The following is a 24373-nucleotide window of genomic DNA, read 5'->3' as shown; positions in this document are numbered from 1 at the left end:
ACCGGTGGTCAGCGTCGCGGGAGCGGGGTGAGGGAGTGCCGTACGGCGCGTCGGGCGCGGGCGAGGGCGGCCGCGCAGTCCTCGGAGGTTTCGCCGACGGCCACCAGGGCGGCGAGCCGGGGCACGATGCCGCGGGGCGGCAGCAGCAGCGTGGTGCCCGGGGCGGCGAGCGGGATGGCTTCGAGGATGCCGGGCTCGGCCGCGGCGGCGGTCAGATCGACGGAGTTCACCACGCCGTCGTGGTCGGGGTAGACGAAACCGACCTCGGCACAGCGGTCACGGGTGGGCGTGAGCCCGGGAGTTCGGCCGAGCGCGATATCGGCGGCCGCCTCGACCGGGTCGACGCCGGTGGCGAGGGTGCCCAGCAGCGGGATGAAGTCGCCGCCGAGCCGGCCGTTGACCTCGACGATGCGCGGCCCGGTGGCGGTGAGGCGCAGTTCGGTATGGGTGAGGCCGGTGCCAATACCGAGGACCGTGTGGGCGTCGGTGACCACGGACTGCATCTCGTCGGCCCAGGGTTCGTGGCGCCAGGGGGCGACGAGATGGCCGATCTCCTCGAAGTACGGCGCGAATCCCAGGCGCTTGTGCGCCACGTTCACGATCCGCACCACTCCACCGAACACGGCGCAGTCCACGCTGATTTCGGGCCCGGACAGGTACTCCTCCACCATCGCCCCGTCCAGTGCGCCGATGCCGGGGAAGGAGGCGGTGTGTGCCTGGTCGAAGGCGCCCCGGACCTGTTCGGGGTCGGCTACGAGGGTGACGCCGATACTGCCGGCCAGTGCGCGGGGCTTGATGACGACCGGCAGCCCGAGTGACTCCGCGGCCGCCAGCGCCTCCTCCCGGGTGTGCACATGGCGGAAGCGGGCGGAGGGTACGCCCGCGGCGCCGAGCAGCCGACGGGTGGCGAGTTTGTCGCGGCAGCGGCGCACGGCCTCGGGGCTCATATGCGGCAGGCCGAGCCGGCGGGCGACCTCGGCGGTGGTCTCCAGAAGCGTCTCGTCCCAGGTCAGTACGGCTCCCGGGCCGGGCTGAGCGGCGAGCAGCGAGGCGACGGCAGCGGTGGTGGCCGAGGCGTCGGAGGTGTCCACCGACCGGAAGGCGTCTGCCACGTACCGGCGCTGCCAGTCGATGTCCGCACGCTGTACGAGGGCGGTGCGGACCCGGGCGGCGACGGTGCGCAGCGCGTACTCGCGGTAGGGCGGGTTGCCGCAGCCCACCACGACGAGTTGTGCGGGCGCCTCGGTGTCGACGTGTGTGCACTCCAGCGCCGCGTCCCCGATCGTGCCGCGGACGGCGGCCGTCACCTCGGCACTGCTGCGGCCGCGGAACCGGAACCGTGCCCCGGCGTGCTCGTAGCCGCCGCCGTTCAACAACTCTCCGACTTCGGGGAGGACTTCGGCGTACGGTGCGTGCCCCTGGTGCGAGGTGATCGCACGCACCCGGCAGGGCATCGGTACGGACGGCGGCACCAGCAGCCAGCCCGCCACCTGGGAGGGGTCGCGGACGGTCCGGGCGGTGCGGTCCTCGGTGCCCGTCTGGTGGGCGAAGGCCGCAGCCATCAGATCGATGCCGTGTACTTCGCGCCAGATGAACGGCACTTCGGCCCCGCCCGGCCTGGCCCCGATCTCCAGGACGGTCAGTGCACCGGTGCCGCTTTCGAACAGCTCCAGGTGGAAGACCGACGGCCCGGTGAACAGCGTGCCGACCGTGGCCGCGGTGAGCTCACCGATACGGCCGAGGAGTGGGCGGTCGTCGATCTCGACGGAGCCGAGGGCCGTGCCGGTGGTGAACTCCAGGCAGGTACTCAGATAGCGCGACGCCCGCCACGCTCCGAGCCCCGTACCGGTGTAGACGCCGTCGACGTGCAGGACCTGGTCGGGCATCCACGGCTGTACGAGCATGTCGATGTCCCGTGGGAAGTCGTACGCCCGAAGGTCCGCCGGGGAGTCCAGCCGGGTGATCCCCGCGCTGGCGGTCCCCCGTCGCGGTTTGACCAGCACCGGCCAGCCGTGCCGGGTGGCGAAGGCGGTCACAGCGTCGTGGTCCGGCGCCTCGGCGGTCGCCGGCACCGCGATACCCGTCTCCGCGAGCCTTCGCGCCATCAGCAGTTTGTCGCGCAGCGGCTCCAGATCCGCCTCGCGCAGGCCGGGGAGGTCGAATGCGGCCCGCAACTCGGCTGCCAGGTCGAGGTCGGTCTCCTGCAGCGCGACGATCCGCGTCGGCGGCCCGACCTGCTCGACCAGGGAGTCAAGCGCGTCGCGGACCGCTTTGACGTTCTCCGTGCTGTCGACGAACCGTACGCCGGCGGCCTGTTCGAGCGGCAGGTGGCGGGCGCCTCGTTCAGTGGTGATGTAGCTGACGTGGTGTGCGGCGTGGTCCAGGTACGCGGCGTAGTCGGCATACCGGTCGGACCACCGGTGGATGATCATCACGTGTTCGGGCACGGGGAGGCCTCCTTGGGCAGGAACGAGCGCGGGCGGCGGACGGGGCGGTGGTGCGGTCCGGGACGGGAGGCGCGGTGTGCGGCGAAGTCGCTCGCCACGGCCCGCCACCACGGGTTTCGACGAGGCGAGGTCCGTCGCCGAAGTGCGCCGACTCCCGTGGTCCGGTGGGGGATCACAAGAGTGCGGGGCGGGCCGGCCGTGCCGGTTGGGTGGCGGCGTGGCCGACGGCGACGCCTCGGTCCGCGGCCCCTTCCGCCCGGTCACTACCGCTCGGCGGCGGTCAGCAGGGTGTCGTGCAGGTCCCAGAGGAGTGCGGCGCACTGTGCACGGCTCAGGTCCTTGGCGGTGAGCCGGACAGACAGCGAGTGCGCGTTCTCCGATGCGCGGGCGTAGCAGCGCGGGCCGATGGTGGTGAAGGGTTCCTCCCAGGTGATGGCGGGCGCGCTGTCGGGCACCGGTCCCCCGGCCCGGTGCGGCGCGTTCTCGGGTACCGCCACGTAGTTGAAGGCACAAGCCGGTTCGGGGGCGTCGGGCCGGCGGGCGAGCAGGGCCGCGACGGCGGTGACGTCGTGCATGCCGTGCCGGAAAGCGGTCAGGCCACTCCAGTGCACGGCACGGGCCAGCATGCCGAGGTCGCCCTCGCGGGCGTCCTCGATCAGCGCAGGCACCCACTGGTTCATCGAGGTCACCAGGTTCTTCCAGCGGCTGGAGAACCGGTTGGCGCTCATCAGTTGCACCAGCAGGGAGTCGGTACCGCACGCGCGGGCCACGCCGCACGCGTACGCCGCCAGGATGACGCTGGAGACGGACACCCCCGCGCGGTCGGCGACGGTGTGTGCGGCCGCGCGGGCGGGTGCGGAGTGCATGGTGCCCTGGACGACGTCGCCCCTCGCGCCGACGGCACCGGGCAGCGCGGCCGCAGGGGCCCGGTCGAGGAGTTGAGCCCAGTGGTCGAGTGCCGCCGCCTGTCTTCGGAGCCCGGCGGGGGTGTGCTGTTCCGCGGCGAGTTCGGCGGGACCCGGCGGGGTGGGGCCGAGCCCCACCGAGTCGGTGAGTGCCTGCTGGAATTCCTGGCGGAGCAGTTCCTGTGCCCAGGCGTCCGCGACGATGTGGTGTTTGATGAACAGGAGGTGCGAAGCCGTCCCGTCTCGGGTCAACAACCGTGCCCGCCAGCCGTGTTCGCGGCCCAGATCGAAGGGCTCGGCGGCGAGCTCGGCCGCGATGCTCTCGGGTTCGGCATCGCCACCCTCGATCACCGGCAGTTCGTCGTGGCAGTGGGCGTCGGGCGGCAACTGGCCGGGCGCCTCGGCGTCGTGGAGGTCGTATCGCGTCCGGAGCGACGGGTGACGGGTGACCATCGCCCGCACCGCCGCACGGACGCGCCCCGCGTCGACGCCTCGCGAAAGGGGCCAGGCCGCCGCGTTGTTCGGCTCGTGCCACCGGACGGGCGGCAGGTCTCGGATGTCGTGCCACACCGAGAGCTGACCCAACGAAAGCGGTCCCGCCTCGGACATACACCCCCCCAAGTGACGTAATTCCAGGATGCGGAATTTGACTTCCACGTTGAGTCCGACGCTGCCACACTTTGTTGAACCCTGTCCAGGCCGAGACACCGGCGGACGCATTCCCCGCACTTCCTGCGGGCCCGAACTGGCCACAGGGGCAAGGGAGTTACCTCAGGGCGAAGCAACACTCCGCACCAGCGCCCCGCACCGGAGAAAACCCCATCGAAGCCTCCACCCCCACAGAAGTGATCCACGTCACCCCCCGCCCCCGCTACGGACATGAGAGCCTGCTCGCTGATAATCGGAATCTATTTTCCGCATACCGGAATTTTGGCCGACTCGGCTCCACCCGCCTGCCGACCGCCCGGCCCGCCCCGGATCACGATCACCGTTCGCGCACGAAACGAGGGGTCTCAGCAACGTGAGCCAGCAGCCACCCGTCCGAGCCGGTTCCGCCGGGGAGTTCCTCCATGACTTCCTGCTCGGACCGGGCCGGCACACGCCCGACGCTCCCGCCGTCATCGAGTCCGCGCGGGCCGGACACACCACCGTGACCACCCACGCGGAACTCGGCTCCCTGGCGCACACCTACGCGGCCGGGCTCAACGCCCTCGGCATCGAGATCGGCGCCCGGGTGATCCTGGAGGCCGACACAACCGCCCTGTCCATAGCGATGTTTCTCGCCTGTTCCCGAACCGGCCTCACCTTTGTCCCGGTAAGCCCGGAGATACCGCAACAGCGGCTGAAGGCCATCATCGCCGCCACGCGGCCGGCGCTTCACCTCCAGACGATGGCCGGCGCACGCGAGGACGTCCCGCACCCCGTCGGAACGGCCCGGTTCGACGCGAAGGGGCTGACCGTCGAACGCGCGCCTGAGCAGCGACCGCCCCGGCGCCGCACGGCGTGTGTCACCGACCCCGCGTACATGATCTTCACCTCCGGCACCACCGGGCGGCCGAAGGGCGTGGTGATGAGCCACCGGGCGGTGGTCGCCTTCTACCGGGGCATGCTGGCGCACCACATCGCCACGCCCGAGGACCGGATCGCCAGCACCTCACCGCTGCAGTTCGACTTCTCGCTGCTGAACATCGGCCTCGCGCTGGGCAGCGGCGCCTGCGTGGTGCCCGTCCAGCAGCACCTGGTGCGCTGGCCACGGCATCTGCTGCGGGCACTGCGCGACACCGGTGCCACCCAGGTCAACGGCGTACCGTCGATCTGGCGACAGACGCTGCGGTACGAGCCCGGCCGACTGGCCGCACTCAACCGGCTGCGCGGCGTGCTCTTTTGCGGCGAGGAGTTCCCGCTGCCCGAACTGCGGCAGCTCCAGCAGCTGTTGCCGCACGCCCGCATCATCAACTGCTACGGCAGCACCGAGTCGATGGCCTGCTCCTTCGCGGACGTGCCCAACCCCCTCCCCGAATCGGTGGAGCGGCTCTCCATCGGGATCGCCCATCCCGGTGCCGAGATGCTCCTCTGCGACGACGCCGGCCAGGTCGTGGACGAGCCCGGCGTCCCCGGCGAGATCCATCTGCGCAGCCCCGCACTGTTCTCCGGGTACTGGGACGATCCGGAGGCCACCCGGGCGGCGCTGGTCCCCGACCCGTTGTCCCCGGAGTCCGGCCAGGTCGTCCTGCGCACCGGAGACCTGGCAGTCCAAGGGCCGGAAGGCGAGTTCCACTTCTGCGGCCGGACCGATTCCCAGGTGCAGATCAACGGAAATCGCGTCGAACTGAGGGAGGTGGAACGGCGGTTGGCGGAATTCCCCGGCGTCGCCGCCGTGGCCGCCATGCCGCTGGGGCTCCCCGGCGGAGGCCGGCAACTGGCCGCCTTCGTCGTCCTCACGGTGCACGACGTGAGTGGTGCGGGCGGCACACGCGAGGCGAGCGACCTGCGCGAGTTCTGCGCGCAGACGCTGCCCGCGTACATGGTTCCGCAGGAGATCCAACTGCTGGACAGCCTGCCCACCACCTCGAACGGCAAGGTCGACCGTGGGGCGCTGGCGGACGGCGCGCATGCGGCCTCCGCACCCCACTCGTACGCCCCGTAGGAGAGAGCCTTGAGCAGAATCGACGCGCCCTCCCCGAAGTCCGACGGGCACCGCGAGGGGCGGCTGCGCACGTTCGTACGGGTGCGGGCGGGCGGACTACCCGGCGCCTTCTGGGTGTTGTGGGGCGGATCCCTGGTCAACCGCCTGGGCTCCATGGTCAATCCGTTCCTGAGCCTCTACTTGACCGGCGTCAGAGACGTCTCCCTCGGCACCACCGGGCTCATCCTGGCCGTCGTCGGCATCGGTTCGGTGATCTCCCAGCCGCTCGGCGGATTCCTCGCGGACCGTTTCGGCCGCCGCGTCGCGCTGACCGGCGGAATGCTGGCGAACGGCGCGACGCTGCTGGTGCTCGGTCACGCCCGGAGCCTCACGGTGCTCGTCCTCGCCTGCTTCGTGCTCGGCATCACGATCGACCTCTTCCGCCCCGCCGCCCAGGCCCTGGTCGCCGACGCGGTGCCCGGCGCCGACCGGACCCGGGCCTTCGGCCTCCTGCTCTGGGCCATCAACCTCGGCTTCTCGTTCGCCATGGTCCTGGGCGGCTACCTCGCCTCCCATGACTACCAGTTGCTCTTCTGGCTGGACGCGGCGGCCTGTACGGTCTTCGGCGTACTGGTGTGGCTCGCCATCCCCGAAACCCGCCCGGCCGCCCACGACCGTACGGCCGGCGGGTTCCGCACCCCTCTGCGGGACCGGGCGATGCTGGCTTTCTCCGGGATCATCGTGGTCTACGCGATCGTCTTCCAACAGGCCTTCGCCACCCTGCCGTTGGCGATGCGGAGCACCACCATGTCCAGCGGCGCCTACGGACTGGTCATGGGGGTCAACGGTGTCGTCGTCATCGCGATACAGCCGCTGATCGGCCACCGGCTGGCCCGCTACGACAAGAGCCGGTTGCTCGCCACCGGATTCGCCGTCGCGGCCTGCGGCAACACGGTGACGGCCGTCGCCTCGACAACCGTCGTGTACGCCGTGGCCGTCGCGGTGTCGACCCTGGGAGAAATCCTCGTCTTCGCCATCACCGCGGCCGTCGTCGCCGACCTCGCACCGGCCTCTCTCCGCGGCCGCTACAACGGTCTGATCGGAATGGCCTGGGGAACCGGCTTCCTGATCGCGCCGATCATCGGCACCCGCCTCCTCGTCATCGGCTCCACACCCCTCTGGCTGACCTGTGCCGCCTTGTGCCTGCTGGCGGCACTGGGGCAGCTGTCTCTGGCTCCGGCGCTCCGGCGACGAGCGGCGCGGTGAGCACGGCAGCCCCGACGTACCGGATATGCCGGGCAGCAGCACCCAGGAGCACCCCGGCCACCGTCCGCGAGGGGTGGGATGTGCAGAGGAACATCCGCGTGGAAAACTGCCTCCACGTGTCATCCGGGGCGCGCAGGTCCCCTGAGCCACCGAGTATGCGAATTGTGTGAGGCGCCGGTCGGCACCCGCCGCCGGCGGCGCCGAAGCGGCGGAGCACGGCACAGTCACTGTCTGCTCGGGTTGCTGCCGCGGCACGGCGAAGATGCCGGACATGGACCACGACGTCGCCAAGGTCGTCGTCGGGTCCGAGGTGTCGGCATCGAGGGACGAGCAGTCGCGGCGAGGGGCAACTCAGCCCGGATACCGATCGGTTCAGCTGCTCGCTGTCTTCAACGTCCCCATGGCGCCGGGCAGCACCGCGGACGGGGGTTTCGGCATCTGCCGCACTGCGCACAGGGCGAGGAAGAGTTCGGTGACGCCCCGGGGATCGGTGAAGGAGCGGCCGGTACGCTCGGAGATGCGGCGCAGGCGCGCGCGCACCGTGTTGGGGTGAACGTACAGGCGCTTGGCGGCCTCGTCGGCCGATCCGCCGCAGCCGAGCCAGGCGTCCAGCGTGTCCAGGAGCACAGCGCATTCGCCGGCCGGCAGGGCCTCGATCGGACCGAGGACGTTGCTGGCGACGTGTGCCATCACGTCGGGCGCGCCGGCTGACGCGACCGCGACCGGAGAGTCGTCGAAGACGGTCACGGCGGCGCTCTCCGCGTCGCCGGCACGCATGGCTACCTTGGCGAAGCGCAGAGCTTCCCCCGTCCGGATCAGTTCGTTGTAGGAGGGGCTCACCCCTACGCGTTGCTCCGCGTGGCGGCGCAACACCTCGGTGAGGTCGCCGAGTTCCCGCAGGGTACGCAGGCACACGATGCCCTGCTGGAGATCGGGGCGAAGCCGCCAGAAGGAGCGGATGCCACGCCGGTTCAGGACGTCCTCGACGTCCGGCAGGGCCTGCCGACCGATCTGCGGCACCTCCGCGACGACCACGACGAAGGGACCGTTGCGCGGCACTCCCATGACCTCCGCAGCGGACAACACGGCGTCGGCGTCCATGGCTCTGCCCTCCAGCAGCGCCTCCACCAGCGCCGAACGCTCATGCTCGCTGGCGAGGATCCGCTGGGCCACCGTGTCGTGGTACCCGGAGACCATGGCCTGGGTGATGTTGTCCTGGATCTCGCACATCGCCGAGGCCACTGCGACCAGCACGTCGCACTCCACATGGGCGTTCTCGGTGGCTTCGGTGACCACTGTCTCCCACAAGTACTTCAGGCCGATGCGGTAGGCCGTCATCACCGTGGGAAGCGGCACATCCTGCAGCGCGCGTCCACAGCCGATGCGGGCCGCGACCGTGGTGTCCAGAGGTTCCTGTCCGGACAACGCGCCGAGTGCGTTGCCGAGATGCTTGCGGCAGGCCTCCTCCAGCTCCTCGTCGGGCACCGCGTCGTACTGGTAGTCGTGCGAGCCGGCTCGGACGCGCGCCGCCATCTCCTTGGCCAGCTCCCCGACACGTTCGAGCAACACGGCCGCCAGGGCTTTGATCTCCTCATCGACCATGGTCATCTCCGACCGATCAGAGGGTCTCCCTGTCTACGCTACCGCCGGAGTGACAACTCGCACCGTGGCACGGCGCCGCTGCCTCGCAGAACCAAGGTCGGGTGGCCCGTTTCCCATGGATTGCGAGGTGCACCTGCATGTCGTCTGACTCATGCGGGTCACGCGGCGGGTCGGACGGCGCCCTTCACATCGTCGTGGTCCGTGGACAGGGCAAGCTCCCGCCAGGCGTCGGTCTCCTCCCGCAGATAAGCGATCTTGCGATCCATCTCCGCCAGGCAGTCGCCGCCGAGCTGCGCGCGGACCGGCGGGTTCGCGGCGTCGGCGAGGACGAGGATGGCCCTGGCCCCCTTGACGGGGTCACCAGGCTGGGCGTGGTTGAGGCCCGGGACGGCCTGACGCACGGCACCCGCGGTCGCGGCGTAGTCGGAGATGACCTGGTCCTCCGTGTGCAGGCTGGTGGCGTCGAGGAAGTCGGTGCGGAAGTATCCCGGCTCGACGACCGTGACCTGGATCCCCAGCGGCGCCAGCTCGGCACGCAGGGCCTCCGAGAGGCCCTCCACGGCGAACTTGGTGGAGCAGTAGACGCCGAAGCCCGCCACGCTGCTGAAGCCGCCGACGGCACTCACGTTGAGGATGCGGCCCGACCGCCGGCGGCGCATGACCGGCAGCACGGCACGGGTGACGTTGGCCAGACCGAAGACGTTGGTGTCGTAGACCGAGCGGAACGCGGCGTCGGTGGTCTCCTCCACCGCGCCCAGCAGACCGCGTCCCGCGTTGTTGATCAGGACATCGATCGTCCCGAACTTCTGCACGGCCTCCTCGACAGCCGCACGGGCCTGCGCCTCGTCGGTGACGTCCAGGGCGACAGCGAGCAGGCTGTCCCCGTACTGGGAGAGGGCGTCCTGCACGGCCTTGGGGTTGCGGGCCGTCGCCACGACCTTGTCACCCCGCTCCAGTGCCTGGCGTGCGATCTCCAGGCCGAAACCGCGGGCCGCGCCGGTAATGAACCAAGTGGACATGCCAATACCCTTCGTTCGTTTGATCTTCCGGAAAATCAAGTCGGATGGAGTGCATGTTTGTATGCACTGATCTATGCGTGATGCGATGGTTCAGTAGCGACTGCCGCCGAGAAGGGCGCGGGTCATCAGTCCGCTGGCGATGCCGAGGCCGACGGCCGCGGCTGTCCACCATGGGGCCCAGGGAAGCAGGCCGATGGCCTGGTCGACCGACCAGCGGCCGGGTCCGGTGAGCGTCAGCACGCCCGGCAGGATCAGCAGCACGAGCGGATACTCGTAGCCGTTGCTCTGCACCCAGAGTCCGTTGCGCCACTTCACCGTGACGGCGACCGTCATGACTCCCGCCGCGATGATGGCCGCAAGGGGGGTGAGCGCTCCCGCGGTGAACAGCAGGCCCGCGACGATCTGCCCGCCTCCCGCGGCGGCCGCTGTGAGGCGGCCGCCGCGGAACCCGTCTGCCCGGAACTCCTCCGCTCCACCTTCGATCCCGTGGCCTCCGAGCCGGTGGCTGACCTTCTGGATGCCATGCCCGACGAACAGCAGGCCGAGGGCCAGCCTCAGGATGAGCAATCCGGTGTTCATCGCACTCTCCTCATGCGTGGGTGGGTGGTACTGGAGCGGTGAGTCGGGGTGTGGGGTGCGTTACAGCACGAAGCAGGCGTCGAAGATCTCGGGCGCGGCCTCGGGGGTGAAGCCGCGGGCCACACGCCACTGACGGTGCTGTTCGGATTCGGCGACGGCCTGGCCGAGGAGTTCGGCCTGTCGCGCGCCCGGGATGCTGGGCTTGACGGTGGCCTGGTAGCCGCCGAAATGCGCCACCGGGCTCCACAGCGGACTCACCGGCGGGAGTTGCTCGTCCAGGCCCTCGTACTCGCCGGCGGCGTAGACGATGCGGCCGCCGGTGACGGTGAGGAGGGACTCGATGTGCGGGATGTCCTGCTCGTCGACGCTGAAGAAGTCGTCGGAGAGGATGGCGAGGTCACCGTAGTAGCCGGGGGCGAGGATGCCCTTGACATCCTGCTCTCCGGTGAGCTCGGCGCCGGCCTGGGTGTACATCTCCAGGGCCTTCTCGCGGGAGACGCGGTTCTCCGGCGGGTAGATGGCCAGGTTGCCGACGGTGCGGCCGGAGACCAGCCAGTGCAGGGCGACCCAGGGGTTGTAGGAGGACACCCGGGTGGCGTCGGTGCCGGCGCCGACGGTCAGGCCGCGCTCCAGCATCGCGTGGATCGGCGGGGCCTCCGCGGCCGCACCCGCGCCGTAGCGGCGGACGAAGTTCTCGCCCTGGAAGGACATACGGTTCTGGACGGAGACGGCACCGCCGAGGGCGGCGATCCGGTCCAGGCTGTCCTTCGAGACGGTCTCCGCGTGGTCGAACAGCCAGCGGTTACCGGCAGGGAAGAGGCCGTCGGCGGCGAGCTTCTCGAAGACCGCGAGGTCACGGCGGATCGTCTCGTCATAGGTGGCGTGCAGGCGGAAGCCCCAGCCGTTCTCCATCAGCAGACGCACGGCCTGCTCGAACTCGGCCTCGTAGGGGCCGAGTTCCGGGCGGGGCTGGGAGAAGTTCTCGAAGTCGGCGGCGGCCCAGGTGAGGTTCTCGCCGGCGCCGTTGAGCCGGAGCCACTCGTCGCCGTCGCCGGGGCGGACCATTTCGATCCAGCGCTTGAGGTCGGCAACCTCCTGGCCGCCGGTCTGCGGGAAGAGGTGGTAGGCGATGCGCAGCGACAGACGGCCTTCCTTGGCCAGGTCGATGACGGTGCCGTAGTTGTCGGGGAAGTTCTGGAAGCCGCCGGCCGCGTCGATGGCGGAGGTCAGACCGAAGCGGTTGAGCTCGCGCAGGTAGTGACGGGTGGAGGTCTTGAGGTCCTCGCCCTGGAGGGTGGGGGCCTTGGCCAGGGTGGAGTACAGGATCAGGGCGCCCGGGGCGGCCAGCAGCATGCCGGTGGGCTCGCCGTTCGGGCCACGGACGATCTGCCCGCCGCGCGGGTCGGGAGTGTCCTTGGTGAAGCCGGCCGCCTCGACGGCGGCGCGGTTCATGATCGCCGACTGGTACAGGTTGAGGACGAAGACCGGGGTGTCCGGGGCCGCGGCGTTGAGCTCGGAGACGGTGGGCAGGCGCTTCTCGGCGAACTGGCTGGCGGAGAAGCCGCCGACGACGCGGACCCACTGGCCCTTGGGGGTGCGGGCCGCCTGTTCGCGCAGCATGGCCAGGCCCTGGCGCAGCGTGGGCACACCGTCCCAGCGCAGTTCCAGGACGTAGTTCAACCCGCCCCGGATCACGTGCAGGTGAGAGTCGTTCAGGCCGGGGATGACCCGGCGGCCCAGCGCGTCCACCACCCGGGTGTTCGGGCCGATCAGACGGGCCACGTCGGCGTCGTCGCCGACCACCGTGACCTTGCCGTCCTTGATCGCGACCGCGCTGGCCTGCGGACGGCCCGGGGCACCGGTGTAGAGCTTGGCGTTGCGCACCACCACGTCCGCGATGTGGGCCGCGGGGTACTCGATGCCGAGGTGCACATTGCGCACCGTGGCCTCGGCTGATTTCTCATCGGTGACGGGGGGAAGGCCAGCCACAGGCATAGTGGCCATGGGGATCATCTCCAGTAAGTGGGGGGTTCTCAGAAGCTGTGTGAGGGGTGAAGCGGCTACCGCAGGGCCGCGGCAGGGCGGCGGTGACCGACGGGCCGGGCGAGGTGGGAGTGACCGGCGGGCCGCGTCAGTCGGAGGTCGTGCCGCGCGGCACGACCAGAGCCGCGGCAGCGGTACCGAACGTGCTGACCAGCAGGGGCCAGCCAAGCCCCACATGCCGCACGAGCAAGGCTCCCCCCAGCGCCCCGGCCAGCATCGCCAGTACGGAGGCCAGTCGGCGCCCGGCGCGCGGATTGGTACCGCCTGCCAGAGTCGAGTCGGATGCCAGTCCCGTCAAAGTGAGCGTCAGCACCGTCGTGGTCACATCCGGCACGGCGAGTTTGCGGACCGTCCCGTTGCGCAGGCCCATGGCCAGCGCGATCAAGGCGATCAGCGCAGGGACCGCATGAGTCGCGGCGAACGCGACAAGGGTCGCCACGGCCAGCAGAACCGTTTCAAGAACCAGAATCCGGCGCAGCCAACTCGACGGACCGCGGCGGCGCAGCACGGTTTCCAGACGACCGGCCACCACCGCACCGGCCAGAAAGGCGGCCAGCGACACCAGCGAGCCGAGCACGGAGAAGCCGGGGACGCCTACGGCGGCGAAGCCGATGATGACCACGTTTCCGGTCATGTTCGCGGTGAAGACATGCCCCAGCCCCAGATAGCTGATCGCGTCGATGAGGCCGCTCACCGTCGTCACGGTCATGAGGGCCGGCAGGAGCGGCTCACGACGGCCCGGCGCTCCGGGCGCCGAGGAATGATTGAGGTTCACTGTCGTTTCCTTGGGCCGCAGCCCATGTCCGATTCGGGTTGTTCTCGCGTGCGGACGCGGCCCGTCGCATCGGCTGGACGCTCTGCCGCGGGCACGGGTCGGCTCCCGGGCGGTGCCCAGGATGCGATCGAAGTTCTTCGCCAGGGCCCTCGGTCATCCGGCCGGTAGCCGTGGGCAGGAGGCACCGCCCCAGCGCTCACGGTCGCGGGCCGTCGGCCGGCGACCCAGCTGCCGCGCCAGGTCCCGCAGGCGACGGCACCCTTCAGAGGCCGTCCAACCGACCGCTGTTCGCGCACGGTTCGGCGCCCGCCTGCGGCGGGTGCGTTCACCGTGCGACGCGGGACGACCTCCGCGCCCCTCGAATTCCCCGAACGTCGTGCGCGTCGAGGTCCTGTGGACAATGGGCCGGCGCCGGCCCGGGGCGAGGCGCTCCCGGGCCGGCGGGCCAGATGAGGGTCAGCCGGCGGCGTGGGCGCCGATGACGGACTGGGCATAGACGACGCCGAGGCCGTAGGCGCCGCCGTGCTCCTTGACGATGTCCATGACGGGCAGGTACGTCTCGGTACGGGCCCAGTCACGCTGCAGCTCGAGCAGGACCTGGACCCAGGTCACCGGCACCGCGCCGGCGCTGACCATGCGCTGGACGGCGTGCTCGTGGGCCTCGGGGGTGATGCCGCCGGAGGCGTCGGCCACCACGTACACCTCGTAGCCCTGACCGAGCGCGGACAGCACCGGCAGCACGATGCAGACCTCGGTCCACAGACCCGAGATGATGAGCTTCCGACGGCCGGTCGCCTTGATCGCCTCGACGACCCGGCTGTCCTCCCAGGCGTTCATCGTGGTGCGGTCGATGAGCTCCTGGCCCGGGAAGACCCCGGCCAGCTGCGGCAGGATCGGGCCGGAGAACGACTCCGCGGCCACGGTGGTCAGCACCGTCGGGACGTTGAACGCCTTGGCGGACTTGGCCAGACCCACGGTGGCGTTGATGATCGAGGTGCGGTCACCGCTGCCGGTGCCGAAGAACATCTGCGGCTGATGGTCGACGAACAGCATGACCGAGTTGTCGGGCGTGAGCAGGTCCGGGCTGGGAGCGGCCTGGACGTTGGCAGCGCTGAACATGACGGGTTCCTCTTCTTCCAGTAGAGACAGGGACTCACGCCTGGCGTGCTTCGCGGCGGATCGGCCGAAAAGGCGGCCGACCCGTGCCATCAGTCCCTGCGATTCGTTCTTGGATGCCGACATCGCGGCCTCCTTGGGTGTCACGCCAGGGCAGGTGATCCGACCCCGGGCAGGACGCTCAGCTCAAACCTTCTTCCAGAGAAAGTATTTCCATGTAAGAAGTTGAATCATGAACGTAACGGGTGACGTGCACCACTCGGTTCTGACCGTCGCGCTGCACATCGACGTCAAAATCCTCACCGGCCCCGACAAGAACGTCCACGTTCCCCGCCACAGCGATCGGGCCTGGCAGCAGTGACGGGGAACAGTGACTGCCGCGACACATCCGACGACGACCACGGCGCCACCCACGCCCACCTGCGGGAACCGCTTCCCCCAGGCGCCCGGAAGACGCCCGAGCCGGGGTCGCGACCAAGGCGGGCGTGGGTGGCGCCCTGGGGCCGCACCGCCCGGCGACCGCATCAGCTCAGCACAGCACGCGCATCCGGCGACGAAGCGGTTGGCGGCCGTGCACACCTCCTTGCCCTTGCGCATCCTGCGACCACGGCTCCGACGATCAGCCGGCCCGGACCCGCGCCGGCAAGCACGCGGAACGGCGGGCTGCCGCCACGGAGTGCGAAGCCGCCTGGCGGCATGATCCGGTCACGGTGCCGGTTGTTCACCCGGCCGGGCGCGATGCTCATCACCGCAGGAGCACCCACGGGCCACCTGGCCGCGGCCAGGTGAAAGACCGGTGCCGGGCACCTGGTCGTCCGACTCGAACGCCGCCTGCTCCCTCTCCGCGTGCGCGTCGGCCATGCCTCGGTCGAGCACCAACTCGCCCACCTCGCACAGCGGGTGGTCCCGCGCCTGAGACACTCCGCTCCTGAAGGGGTCACCTCCGGCCCCATGAACCTCCAAGGAAAAACCGCCTTCATCGCCGGAGCCACCTCCGGGCAGGGGCTGGGCGTAGCCCGGCACTTCGCCGAACGCCGCGCTCACGTCGTCCTCGGCGGCAACACTCTCGGTCCCGGCGCGGACATCACCGACCCCGACCAGGCGGCCGCCGCCGTCAACGCGGCCCTCGACCGATTCGGCACGCTCGACATCAACGTCAACTCCGCGGCCCACATCGCCGCGGTCCAGCTGACCGAGGCGGACGGAACACCGGCGGACCCGGCCGAGTTCACTCGCATGGTCGCCACGAGTCTCGTGGGCACCTTCAACGTCATGAGCCGGGCCGCCGCGGCGATGCTGAACAAAGTCCCCGACGACGAGGGCGAGCGAGGCGTCATCATCAACAGGTTCTGGCCCAGTTCAACAGCCGGGTGAGGGCGTGGGGGACCTGGGCATCACGATGCTGCGCGGTGCCCGTGAGGTCGAAGAAGAACCCGCGCGGGTTGCCGATCGGGTTGCCGTGGGCGTCCAGGCGCCAGGCAGCGGGGTGACCGGCGTTCGTGTCGACGCCGATCACACCGTGCGCGAGGGCGGCGGCCATCGAGACGGTCTTCGACACCGGGACCTGCCAGGAGGCCGTCACATACCAGCGGCCCCGTGCCGCATCGAGATGGATGCGGTAGGCAACCGCGCGGTTCGCCGCCACCCGGTCCGCCCACTCGGGCCCGCGGTGCGCGAAGGCGACCCGGCAGGCGAGCACGTACCGGCCGTGCGGGGCGTTGGCCAGATGGGCGAGCGGGGCCGGGAGTTTGACCAGTGTGCGGTCGCGTCGGCTGCCTTGCTCGACACTTCCGGCCGAACCTCGACGCGGATCCGGGCGGGTGCGTCTACCAGGGTTCGGGGACGGGCGTCGTCCGCGGAAGCCCACACGATTCACGACACCACAACCCGGAACACAGGAACGGGCACCGGCGGTTCCCGGCAGGAGCGTCAAATGAATGGACGCGACCGTTCCGGCACCGGCCCGCGGAGGGCGGAAAGTGTGCACGTCGACGGACCATATGGCACACCTTGACTGGGTCAAGGGGCGCCTCAACGCAGTCAAGTGCGCTGGTCCCCAACTGGTCCCCGAAACAGTCGAGGGGCTGTTTCAGATCGCTCCGAAACAGCCCCTGACCCGCGACTTCGTAAAGTCGGGACGACAGGATTTGAACCTGCGACCCCTTGACCCCCAGTCAAGTGCGCTACCAAGCTGCGCCACGTCCCGCTGCGGAGTCACGCGGCGGATGCCGCGTGATCACGCAGGTGAACATTACCGCACGCGTACCGGTGCTGCTGCCGCCGGCTCCGTGACCGCTGCGGTGACGCGCTGTCCGCGGCGGACCGGCACCAGGAGCGCGGCCCCGACGGCGGTCAGGCAGAACAGGGTGAGCAGCGCCCAGGCGTGGGTGTATCCGGAGGCGTAGGGCAGTCCGGAGGGCTGGAGCCGGCCGGTGACCAGGACGCTGGTGAGCGCGGCGCCGATGGAGCCGCCGATGGTACGGATGTTGGCGTTCATGCCGGTCGCGGCACCGGTCTGCTCGGGCGGCACGCTGCCGACGACGAGGTTGGCCATCGAGGCGAAGGCCAGGCCGATGCCGAGGCCGAACAGGCCGGAGACGACGGCGATCTGCCACTGGGCGGTGTGCCACAGGGTGAGCAGGCCGAGTGCGAGGGCGCCGAAGGCCGCACCGGCGGCGAGGAGCGCCTTCGCGCCCACCCTGGGCTCCAGCCGGCCGCTGAGCATGCCGGAGAGGAACATCGCGAGCAGCATCGGGAGCATCAGCAGCCCGGAGGCGGTGACGCTGGCGCCGAAGCCGTATCCGGCGGAGGACGGCGTCTGGACGAAGCCGGGCAGGAAGGACCAGAGGGCGTACATGCCCGCGCCGAACAGCAGGGCCGCGGCGTTGGTGGTCCAGACGACGGGCAGCCGCATGACGCGCAGGTCGATCAGCGGGGTGCGGGAGCGGGCCTCGACGAGCAGCCACACCGCGAACAGGACGACGGCCGTGCCGAACAGGCCGATCACCTTGGCCGAGCCCCAGCCCCACTGCCCGGCCTGGCTCAGCGGCAGCAGCAGCGCCACCAGCCACGTGGAGAGCAGCCCGGCGCCGAGCCAACTCACGCTGCCCTGGGCCCTCTTGGGCGACTCGGGCACATAGCGGGCGGCGATGAGAACGGTCACGGCGACCACACCGACCGGGATCCAGAACAGCCAGCGGTAGTCCAGCGCGGAGACGATGGGTCCGGCGGCCACGATGCCGACGCCGCCGCCGGCCGCGATCACCGCGGACAGGTTGCTGATGCTGCCGCTGACCTGGGCCGGGGCGAACTCGTCCCGGATGATGCCGAAGGAGAGCGGGAACAGGGCGCCGCCGACGCCCTGGACGACCCGGGCGATGATCAGGACGCCGATGTTCGGCGCGAGGGCGGCGAGCAGACAGCCGGCCAGGACGGCCAGCAGGACGGCGACGAGGGTGCGCTTCTTGCCGGTCAGGTCGCCGACGCGGCCGAGTATCGGGGTGAAGACCGAGGCGGACAGCAGGTAGGCCGTCATCACCCAGGTCGCGTTGGACTGCGAGGTGTGCAGGGCGTGCTGGACGGTCGGCAGGGCCGGCGCGACCAGCGACTGGAGCATGGAGAACACGCCGGCACCGGTCGCGAGGACCGCGAAGGTGAGGCGGGTGGACTTCCGGGGCATGAAGGAGCCTCTCCGAACATCGGACACGGAGGGAAAGAACGAAGGGAAAGAACGAAGGGAGCACGCAGGGAAAGTGCGCGGGGAAAGCGATGTCTGGGTCGGTGCGGAAGGGCACGGGCGCAGGCCGCGTCCGGCCATGGCGGGCCCTTTCCGCACTGCTAAAGTGGAGGTACCCCTCCACTGTACTGGAGGCAACCCTCCGCTTCAACCGAAGTCGAGGAATCCCTCCGGTTCACCCTCGTCCCCCGGGAGGCAGCAGTGGCCGTCGGCCCCTTCCCCGTCAGTGAGATCGTCGCGTCCCGCAGACCGCACCGCAAAGACGCGGCCCGCAACTACGACGCACTGATCGCGGCCGCCCGCGAGGCGTTCGCCGAGAACGGCGCGGAGGCCTCCCTGGAGGACATCGCCCGCCGCGCCGGGGTCGGCATCGGCACGCTGTACCGCAACTTCCCCACCCGCCGCGACCTCTTCGAGAGCGTCTACGCCGACGAGGTCAACACCCTGTGCGGGGCTGCCGTCGAGCTGGCCGAGCTGGACCCGTGGCAGGCCCTGACCTCGTGGCTGGACCGCTTCACCGGCTACATGGTCACCAAGCGGGCCATCCGCGACGCCCTCAACGACGAGTCGGAAATCTTCCATGCCTGCCGCGACTCGATGTACGGCGCCGGCGGCCCGCTGCTGGAGCGGGCCCAGAAGGCGGGCGTGGTACGGACGGACATGGAGATCGGCGATCTGCTCCGGATGGTCTCCGGCATCACGGGCACGGCCTTCGAGGACGACGCCCAGCGCGACCGCGTCATGGCGATCGCCCTGGACGGGGTACGCACGCTGCACTGAAAGCGCACCTTCAGGGGCGCGGGACCGTATCCGGCATACGGCTCCACCGCGCGGGCGCGACCAGCCCCCACCGGCCGGTCCCCGGGTCCCGCGGCTCTCACCCGCCCCGGACGGACCCGCCCTTGTAAGCCGCCCGCAGCACACCCAGCGCGTCCTCCCCGGACACCGGCCGCGGGTTGGCGTACGGCTGTCCGGCGACCTGTCCGGCGGCCACCGCCAAGTCGGCTTCCTTCAGGCCGAGTTCGGCCAGCGAGCGGGGCGCGCCGAGGCGATGCGCGAGGTCCTGGAGAGCGCCCGGCGCATCGTCCGCCCCCAGCGCCCGGGCCACGGCGGCCGCCGCCTCCGGCACGGCGGGCGCGTTGAACGCGAGGGCGTACGGGAGGACGACGGTGTGGGTCTCCGCGTGCGGGAGCCCGAACGTGCCGCCGAGGACATGGCACAGCTTGTGGTGCAGGCCCATGGTGGTGGCGCCCAGGCAGGCCCCGCACAGCCAGGCCCCGTACAGGGCGCGGGAGCGGGCCGGTACCGAGTCCGGGGCGGCGGCGATCCCGGGCAGCGCGCCCGCCAGCGCCCGGACGCCCTCCTCGGCCATCAGCGCCACCAGCGGTGAGCCGTCCGGCGCGTAGAGCGCCTCCACGGCGTGGGCGAGGGCGTTGATCCCGCTGGTCACCGAGAGCGGGACGGGCAGGGAGAGGGTGAGCTCGGGGTCGTAGACGACACTGCGCGGCAGGACGACGGGGGCGCGGCCGGTGCGTTTGACGCCGTGCTCGGTGAGGCCCCAGACCGGGGTCATCTCGGAGCCCGCGTAGGTCGAGGGCACCGCGATCAGCGGCAGGCCGGTACGCAGCGCGATGGCCTTGCCGAGGCCGATGGCCGAGCCGCCGCCGACGGCCACGCAGCCGTCGGCGCCCGCCGCCCGGGCCGCCTCGACACCCCGGTCGGCGACCTCGACGGGGACGTGCATCCGGGCCCCGGTGTGCAGGCCGGCGCAGGCGGACCCGAGCGAGTCGGCGACGGCCCGCGCGGTCCCCGTACCCCGCTCGCCGCTGAGCACCAGGAGCCGCCGCAGACCGAGCAGCCGGGCCTCCTCGGCGGGCGCGGTGAGCGCGGCGCCGGGCCGGAAGACCACCCGGGCGGGCCGGGTCTCGTACACGAAGTCCAGCTTCACGAACGCTCCAGTACGAGGTCGAACCGGGCGTGCCGGAACGGGTTCGGCACGCCGAACTCCGCTGCCAGCGCCGGGTCGTCGGTCGGGGTGAAGTCCTTGACCAGGCTCTCCTTGACCGCGAACACCGCGTCGGAGTCCAGGTAGTCGCCGCCGGCGACGAAGATGTGCGTGGTGACCGGGGTATGCCCCTCGGCCGAGACGATGAAGTGGATGTGGGCGGGGCGGTAGGGGTGCCGTCCGGTGGCCTTCAGCAGGGCGCCCACCGGGCCGTCGGTCGGGATCGGGTACGCGCTGGGCACACAGGTCCGGAACCGGAAACGGCCCTCGCCGTCGGCCGTGAACAGGCCGCGGCCGTTGCCGGGCGGCTGGACCTCGGGCTGCTGCACGTCGTAGAAACCGTGCGGGTCGGCCTGCCAGACGTCCAGGACGGCGCCGGGCAGCGGGGTGCCGTCGGCGGACCGGACCACTCCGCTGACCACGCAGGGTTCACCGGTGCCCACCAGGTCGATGTCCGCGCCCAGCTCCCGGACCGGGGACTCGGTCATGTGGAAGGGGCCGAGGACGGTCGACTCGGTGCCGCCGGGGTCACTGTGCCCGTTGACCGTCTCGACCAGCATCGACAGGCCCAGCACATCGGAGAGCAGGATGAACTCCTGCCGGGTGTCCGTGCAGGTCTGCCCGGTCGCGGTGAGGAAGGCGACCGCCGTCTCCCACTCGCCCTGGGTCAGCCGGGTCTCGCGCGCGAAGGCGTGCAGATGGCGGATCAGCGCCGCGAGCACGTCGCGCAGCCGGGGGTCGTCGGTGGCCCGCAGGCTCTCTACGGCCTCCGTGGTGACCGCGTCTTCGGTTGTCATGACGGCTCCTCGCCCGGCGGAACAGTGACCATGAGTGAGCGTAGACCCGTTCACCGTTCAATGAACGGATCTACTTGATCAGCGCGTTGGCCACCACCACGATCACCCCGAGCAACGCGTCGAGGATGCCGATGAGCACGGCCGCCGGCCAACTCCGCGCCGACCAGCGGGCCGTGACCAGTCCCAGGCCGAACAGGATCACGATGTTCAGGATGAACGCCGGGTACTCGACACCCTTGGGCGGCCACCAGCCCCAGCCGGCGCCCGCGAGCAGGAAGACCGTGGGCAGCACGGCCGTGACCAGCGGCCACTCGTCGGCCAGGGCGCGCAGCCCGTCCCAGCGCCGGTGCGGGGCACGCTCGGCGATGTAGTGGGCGTAGCCGTGGGCCAGGGCGGAGGCACAGGCGGTCACCAGCAGCCAGAGGGCGTCGTAACGGCGGCTCGCGGCGGAGGTGTGGCCGTACTGGGTGAGCGCCGCCACCATCGAGGAGGCCAGCACGGCGCCGTAGACCCCGCCGAACAGGACGGCCTCGCGGGTGCCGTGCGTGTGCGGCTCCGGCACCGCCGCCGTGGAGTCGGCCATGTTCTCCACGATCACCCCGGCGCGCCGCGTCCGCCAGTCCAGACGGCCCGACGAAGTGTCCTCCCACCAGGCCCGATGCCCCACACCCTGTCCACGCCCAGGGCGCCGGTCGGCTCGCTAGGGTCACCGTATGACGACGCACAGCTTCGCCCTGCACATCCCCGACGCCGACCTCGAACCCGAGCCGCTGGACCCGGCGCAGATCCGCTCCGGCACGCCCGAGGTCACCGGCAAGGTGGTCTGGGAGTCGGCCGACGGCAAGCAGATCCGCGGGATCTGGCAGATCACCCCGGGTGTGGTCACCGACACCGAGGCGGACGAGCTGTTCGTGGTGGTCAGCGGCTCGGCGACGATCGAGGTCGAGGGCGGGCCGACGCTCACGGTGGGTCCGGGGGACATGGCCGTGCTGCGCGCGGGCGACCGTACGACGTGGACGGTGCACGAGACGCTGCGCAAGGCGTACGCGATCAATCTGTGAGGGGGCCGGACGGTCCGTGAGACGGGTACGGCCGGCCTCCGGGAGCGACCGGCTCAGCGTCCCGTCGGGGCCGGCATGTTGTACGGCGTGACCACCTGGATCGGCGACGGCAGGGTCGGGCCCGCCGGGGGCAGCGCGCCCTGGGCGCGCATCACCAGGTGGCAGGCCTCGCGCATGTCCTGCCGCAGGTCGTGGTGGAGGACGGCGGACAGGCGGTGCTCGCGCAGCAGGCGGGTGTTGTCGTGGTCGAGGTCGTGGGCGACGAACACCGCGCACTCCCGGCCCAGTTCGGCGAAGGCTCGCAGGGTCGCGTTGTTGCCGCCGCCGATCGAGTAGACCGCGCGGATCTCCGGGTCACGTTCGAGGGCGGCGCGGACCAGGTCGTACTGGGTGGCGTCCAGCCCCTGCCCCTCGGCGATCTCCACCACGGTGCGCTCGGGATGGGTGGCCCGCATGACGCTGCGGAAGCCCATCTCGCGCTCCTCCTCGTTACGGAAGAAACCGCTGCTGAGGCTGGTGAGGACATTGCCGGGCCGGTCGCCGAGCCACTGGCCCATCAGATACGCGGCGGTGGCGCCGGCCGCCCGGTTGTCGCTGCCGACGTAGGCGAGCCGAGCGCTGGCGGGCAGGTCGGTGACCAGGGTGACCACCGGGATCCCCGCCGACCTGAGGCGCCCCACGGCGGCGGTGACCTCGGGGACGTCCGGTGCCTTGAGGATCACGCCCTGCGAGCCCCGGCGGGCTATCCGGTCGAGCGTCCCCACCAGCTCCGCCACCGGCCCGGTCTCCCGGAAGTGGAACCGGGAGCGCACCACCGCCGGGTGCAGCGAGGGCAACTCGGCCTCCAGCGCCCCGCGCACCGCCGTGGTGAACCGCTCGGGCGCCTGCATCACGATGTCCACCATGAAGGTGCGGCCCACCAGCCGGACCTGGGTGCGCTGCCGGTCCAGGTCGGCGATCGCCTGCCGCACCTCCCGCTCGGTGCTCTCCCGTACCCCTCCCCTGCCGTTCAGCACCCGGTCCACGGTGGCCTCGCTGAGCCCGGCCTGACGTGCGATTTCACGGATCGGGAAGGGATGACCCACAGCCTGGCTCCTTGAGGGGTTTTTGATGGCTCGCTGCTGGTTGTTCGATGGGTTTGTACTGACAACAATGACAGAGCCCCGCCGCTCCCATGGCCCTGACCCCGGCCGTGACCGTGGCCGTGACCGAAAGAAGGACACCGATGTCCCTCGCCGCCGAACAGGGCCGCGCCTGGCTCTCCGAGCAGGACTGCGACCTCGAGACCTTCCGCGCGCTGGTCGAGCGGACCACCGACCCGGCGGCCTATCCGCACGCCTCGGCCGTCGAGCACAACGTCCTCGTCTACGACAGCGAGCGGCTGCGCACCGTAGACACGCCCCAAGGAGTGCGGACCGAACTCGTGCGCGCCCTCACGGACGGCCCCGGTGTCGTCGTCTTCAAGGGCGCGTTCCCCGACCCGAAGGTCGTCGACCGGGCCACGGGGGTGTTCGAGGCGCTGATCTCGGAGCAGAAGGAGTCGGGCGCTCGGGCCGGCGACCACTTCGCGAAGCCGGGGGCCAACGAACGGGTGTGGAACGCGCTGGAGAAGGCGGCGCTGTACGACCCGGAGGCGTTCGCCGACTACTACGCCAACGACATCCTGGCCCTGGTCTCCCGGGCCTGGCTGGGCCCCGGCTACCAGGTCACCTCGCAGATCAACGTGGTCAACCCGGGCGGCATGGCGCAGACCGCGCACCGCGACTACCACCTCGGCTTCCTCTCCGACGAGCAGGCCGAGGCCTACCCGGCCCATGTGCACCGCCTCTCCCCCGTGCTCACCCTCCAGGGTGCGGTCGCCCACTGCGACATGCCGGTGGAGTCCGGGCCGACGCTCTACCTCCCCTACTCGCAGACCTACGAGCCGGGCTATCTGGCCTGGCGGCGGCCCGAGTTCCAGGACCACTTCAGGGCCCACCACGTACAACTGCCCCTGGCCAAGGGCGACGCGGCGTTCTTCAACCCGGCGGTGTTCCACGCGGCCGGCACCAACCGGAGCGTGGACGTGCGCCGGATGGCCAACCTGCTCCAGGTCTCCTCGGCCTTCGGACGGGCCATGGAGACGGTGGACCGGGAGGCGGTGACCAACGCGGTCTACCCGGTACTGCGCCGGCGCCGGACGGAGGGGGCCTCCGAGGCCTGGCAGGAGCACGTCATCGCCGCGAGCGCCGAGGGCTACCCCTTCCCGACCAACCTCGACAGCGATCCGCCGGTCGACGGCATGGCCCCGCCGTCACAGGCGGACCTGGTGCGGCGGGCGCTGCGCGAGGGATGGGCGACGCGGGTGCTGCGGGACGAACTTCGGGCCGCCACGGCCCGGCGCGAGAGCTGAAAGG

21 protein-coding genes, 1 tRNA gene and 1 pseudogene are annotated in these 24373 nt (G+C 70.9%); 7 read left to right on the top strand and 16 right to left on the bottom strand.

Translation table 11 applies throughout. From position 1 onward, the window contains the following. Positions 1 to 8 precede the first annotated feature (8 nt). Positions 9 to 2447: an ATP-grasp domain-containing protein gene (locus ABZ642_RS08335; RefSeq protein WP_360479112.1), complete on the bottom strand. Its 2439-nt coding sequence runs from the start codon at positions 2445 to 2447 to the stop codon at positions 9 to 11. Positions 2448 to 2710: 263 nt separating this feature from the next. Then, positions 2711 to 3937 (bottom strand): condensation domain-containing protein, encoded by a 1227-nt coding sequence (locus ABZ642_RS08330; RefSeq protein ID WP_360479109.1) that lies wholly within the window; start codon positions 3935 to 3937, stop codon positions 2711 to 2713. Between the two features lie 436 nt (positions 3938 to 4373). Between ABZ642_RS08330 and ABZ642_RS08325 the strand changes: the two genes are divergently transcribed. Next, positions 4374 to 5999: an AMP-binding protein gene (locus ABZ642_RS08325; RefSeq protein ID WP_360479106.1), complete on the top strand. Its 1626-nt coding sequence runs from the start codon at positions 4374 to 4376 to the stop codon at positions 5997 to 5999. A gap of 9 nt (positions 6000 to 6008) precedes the next feature. Then, positions 6009 to 7244, top strand: coding sequence for an MFS transporter (locus ABZ642_RS08320; protein ID WP_360479104.1), 1236 nt, complete (start codon positions 6009 to 6011; stop codon positions 7242 to 7244). 372 nt (positions 7245 to 7616) lie between these two features. On the opposite strand, the gene ABZ642_RS08315 is transcribed toward ABZ642_RS08320, so the two are convergent. From ABZ642_RS08315 to ABZ642_RS08290, 6 genes are all read right to left on the bottom strand, one after another. Continuing rightward, positions 7617 to 8852, bottom strand: coding sequence for a helix-turn-helix domain-containing protein (locus ABZ642_RS08315; protein WP_360479101.1), 1236 nt, complete (start codon positions 8850 to 8852; stop codon positions 7617 to 7619). Between the two features lie 152 nt (positions 8853 to 9004). Then, positions 9005 to 9865, bottom strand: coding sequence for an oxidoreductase (locus ABZ642_RS08310; protein WP_360479098.1), 861 nt, complete (start codon positions 9863 to 9865; stop codon positions 9005 to 9007). 90 nt (positions 9866 to 9955) lie between these two features. Then, positions 9956 to 10444 carry a DoxX family protein gene (locus ABZ642_RS08305; protein WP_360479095.1) on the bottom strand — a complete coding sequence of 163 codons (489 nt, stop codon included), beginning with the start codon at positions 10442 to 10444 and terminating at the stop codon, positions 9956 to 9958. 60 nt (positions 10445 to 10504) lie between these two features. After that, entirely contained in the window at positions 10505 to 12439 is a 1935-nt protein-coding gene (locus ABZ642_RS08300) for an amidohydrolase (RefSeq protein ID WP_360480145.1), read from the bottom strand. 136 nt (positions 12440 to 12575) lie between these two features. Beyond that, a complete protein-coding gene (locus ABZ642_RS08295) occupies positions 12576 to 13262 on the bottom strand; it encodes a YoaK family protein (protein WP_360479092.1) in 687 nt (228 codons plus the stop codon). A 456-nt stretch (positions 13263 to 13718) separates the two neighbouring features. Beyond that, positions 13719 to 14381: a hydrolase gene (locus tag ABZ642_RS08290; protein WP_360479089.1), complete on the bottom strand. Its 663-nt coding sequence runs from the start codon at positions 14379 to 14381 to the stop codon at positions 13719 to 13721. Between the two features lie 229 nt (positions 14382 to 14610). On the opposite strand from ABZ642_RS08290, the gene ABZ642_RS08285 reads away from it, so the two are divergent. Continuing rightward, positions 14611 to 14739, top strand: a complete 129-nt coding sequence (locus ABZ642_RS08285; RefSeq protein ID WP_360479086.1) for a hypothetical protein — start codon at positions 14611 to 14613, stop codon at positions 14737 to 14739. Positions 14740 to 15083: 344 nt separating this feature from the next. Here ABZ642_RS08285 and ABZ642_RS08280 read toward each other — a convergent pair whose 3' ends face one another. After that, positions 15084 to 15239, bottom strand: coding sequence for a hypothetical protein (locus tag ABZ642_RS08280; RefSeq protein WP_360480142.1), 156 nt, complete (start codon positions 15237 to 15239; stop codon positions 15084 to 15086). Positions 15240 to 15329: 90 nt separating this feature from the next. Between ABZ642_RS08280 and ABZ642_RS08275 the strand changes: the two genes are divergently transcribed. Then, positions 15330 to 15752: an SDR family NAD(P)-dependent oxidoreductase gene (locus ABZ642_RS08275; protein ID WP_360479083.1), complete on the top strand. Its 423-nt coding sequence runs from the start codon at positions 15330 to 15332 to the stop codon at positions 15750 to 15752. Here the strand turns inward: ABZ642_RS08275 and ABZ642_RS08270 are convergent. The 3 genes and pseudogenes from ABZ642_RS08270 to ABZ642_RS08260 form a co-directional block, all read right to left on the bottom strand. Next, positions 15721 to 16131, bottom strand: a pseudogene (locus ABZ642_RS08270) (IS200/IS605 family accessory protein TnpB-related protein); the annotation flags it as partial. The gene ABZ642_RS08275 and the pseudogene ABZ642_RS08270 overlap by 32 nt on opposite strands. Positions 16132 to 16510: 379 nt before the next feature. After that, a tRNA-Pro gene (locus ABZ642_RS08265) sits at positions 16511 to 16584 on the bottom strand. A 45-nt stretch (positions 16585 to 16629) separates the two neighbouring features. Further along, complete coding sequence (locus ABZ642_RS08260) at positions 16630 to 18057, bottom strand: MFS transporter (RefSeq protein WP_360479080.1); 1428 nt, start codon at positions 18055 to 18057, stop codon at positions 16630 to 16632. Positions 18058 to 18315: 258 nt separating this feature from the next. Between ABZ642_RS08260 and ABZ642_RS08255 the strand changes: the two genes are divergently transcribed. Continuing rightward, positions 18316 to 18894: a helix-turn-helix domain-containing protein gene (locus tag ABZ642_RS08255; protein WP_360479077.1), complete on the top strand. Its 579-nt coding sequence runs from the start codon at positions 18316 to 18318 to the stop codon at positions 18892 to 18894. 97 nt (positions 18895 to 18991) lie between these two features. Here the strand turns inward: ABZ642_RS08255 and ABZ642_RS08250 are convergent, their stop codons facing one another. From ABZ642_RS08250 to ABZ642_RS08240, 3 genes are all read right to left on the bottom strand, one after another. After that, entirely contained in the window at positions 18992 to 20062 is a 1071-nt protein-coding gene (locus ABZ642_RS08250; RefSeq protein ID WP_360479074.1) for a maleylacetate reductase, read from the bottom strand. Continuing rightward, a complete protein-coding gene (locus ABZ642_RS08245) occupies positions 20059 to 20916 on the bottom strand; it encodes an intradiol ring-cleavage dioxygenase (protein WP_360479071.1) in 858 nt (285 codons plus the stop codon). Before ABZ642_RS08245 ends, ABZ642_RS08250 begins: the two co-directional genes overlap by 4 nt. Positions 20917 to 20986: 70 nt before the next feature. Then, entirely contained in the window at positions 20987 to 21499 is a 513-nt protein-coding gene (locus tag ABZ642_RS08240) for a hypothetical protein (protein WP_360479068.1), read from the bottom strand. Between the two features lie 130 nt (positions 21500 to 21629). Here ABZ642_RS08240 and ABZ642_RS08235 point away from each other — a divergent pair, with 130 nt between their 5' ends. Continuing rightward, positions 21630 to 21977 (top strand): cupin domain-containing protein, encoded by a 348-nt coding sequence (locus tag ABZ642_RS08235; protein WP_360479066.1) that lies wholly within the window; start codon positions 21630 to 21632, stop codon positions 21975 to 21977. A gap of 53 nt (positions 21978 to 22030) precedes the next feature. Here ABZ642_RS08235 and ABZ642_RS08230 read toward each other — a convergent pair whose 3' ends face one another. Beyond that, positions 22031 to 23062, bottom strand: a complete 1032-nt coding sequence (locus ABZ642_RS08230) for a LacI family DNA-binding transcriptional regulator (protein WP_360479063.1) — start codon at positions 23060 to 23062, stop codon at positions 22031 to 22033. Positions 23063 to 23202: 140 nt separating this feature from the next. Here ABZ642_RS08230 and ABZ642_RS08225 point away from each other — a divergent pair, with 140 nt between their 5' ends. After that, positions 23203 to 24369 carry a phytanoyl-CoA dioxygenase family protein gene (locus tag ABZ642_RS08225; protein WP_360479060.1) on the top strand — a complete coding sequence of 389 codons (1167 nt, stop codon included), beginning with the start codon at positions 23203 to 23205 and terminating at the stop codon, positions 24367 to 24369. Positions 24370 to 24373: the final 4 nt, after the last annotated feature.

This window comes from Streptomyces sp. NPDC007157 (assembly GCF_040634235.1).
Taxonomy (GTDB): domain Bacteria; phylum Actinomycetota; class Actinomycetes; order Streptomycetales; family Streptomycetaceae; genus Streptomyces.
This window is presented reverse-complemented; position numbering and strand designations above follow the sequence as displayed.

Coding starts and splice junctions, on each gene's coding strand:
- ABZ642_RS08285 (WP_360479086.1), top strand. CDS start 14,611: ATGAACGTAACGGGTGACGTGCACCACTCGGTTCTGACCGTCGCGCTG.
- ABZ642_RS08260 (WP_360479080.1), bottom strand. CDS start 18,057: ATGCCCCGGAAGTCCACCCGCCTCACCTTCGCGGTCCTCGCGACCGGT.
- ABZ642_RS08315 (WP_360479101.1), bottom strand. CDS start 8,852: ATGACCATGGTCGATGAGGAGATCAAAGCCCTGGCGGCCGTGTTGCTC.
- ABZ642_RS08245 (WP_360479071.1), bottom strand. CDS start 20,916: ATGACAACCGAAGACGCGGTCACCACGGAGGCCGTAGAGAGCCTGCGG.
- ABZ642_RS08280 (WP_360480142.1), bottom strand. CDS start 15,239: ATGGCCGACGCGCACGCGGAGAGGGAGCAGGCGGCGTTCGAGTCGGAC.
- ABZ642_RS08290 (WP_360479089.1), bottom strand. CDS start 14,381: ATGTTCAGCGCTGCCAACGTCCAGGCCGCTCCCAGCCCGGACCTGCTC.
- ABZ642_RS08240 (WP_360479068.1), bottom strand. CDS start 21,499: ATGGCCGACTCCACGGCGGCGGTGCCGGAGCCGCACACGCACGGCACC.
- ABZ642_RS08310 (WP_360479098.1), bottom strand. CDS start 9,865: ATGTCCACTTGGTTCATTACCGGCGCGGCCCGCGGTTTCGGCCTGGAG.
- ABZ642_RS08275 (WP_360479083.1), top strand. CDS start 15,330: ATGAACCTCCAAGGAAAAACCGCCTTCATCGCCGGAGCCACCTCCGGG.
- ABZ642_RS08305 (WP_360479095.1), bottom strand. CDS start 10,444: ATGAACACCGGATTGCTCATCCTGAGGCTGGCCCTCGGCCTGCTGTTC.
- ABZ642_RS08225 (WP_360479060.1), top strand. CDS start 23,203: ATGTCCCTCGCCGCCGAACAGGGCCGCGCCTGGCTCTCCGAGCAGGAC.
- ABZ642_RS08300 (WP_360480145.1), bottom strand. CDS start 12,439: ATGCCTGTGGCTGGCCTTCCCCCCGTCACCGATGAGAAATCAGCCGAG.
- ABZ642_RS08235 (WP_360479066.1), top strand. CDS start 21,630: ATGACGACGCACAGCTTCGCCCTGCACATCCCCGACGCCGACCTCGAA.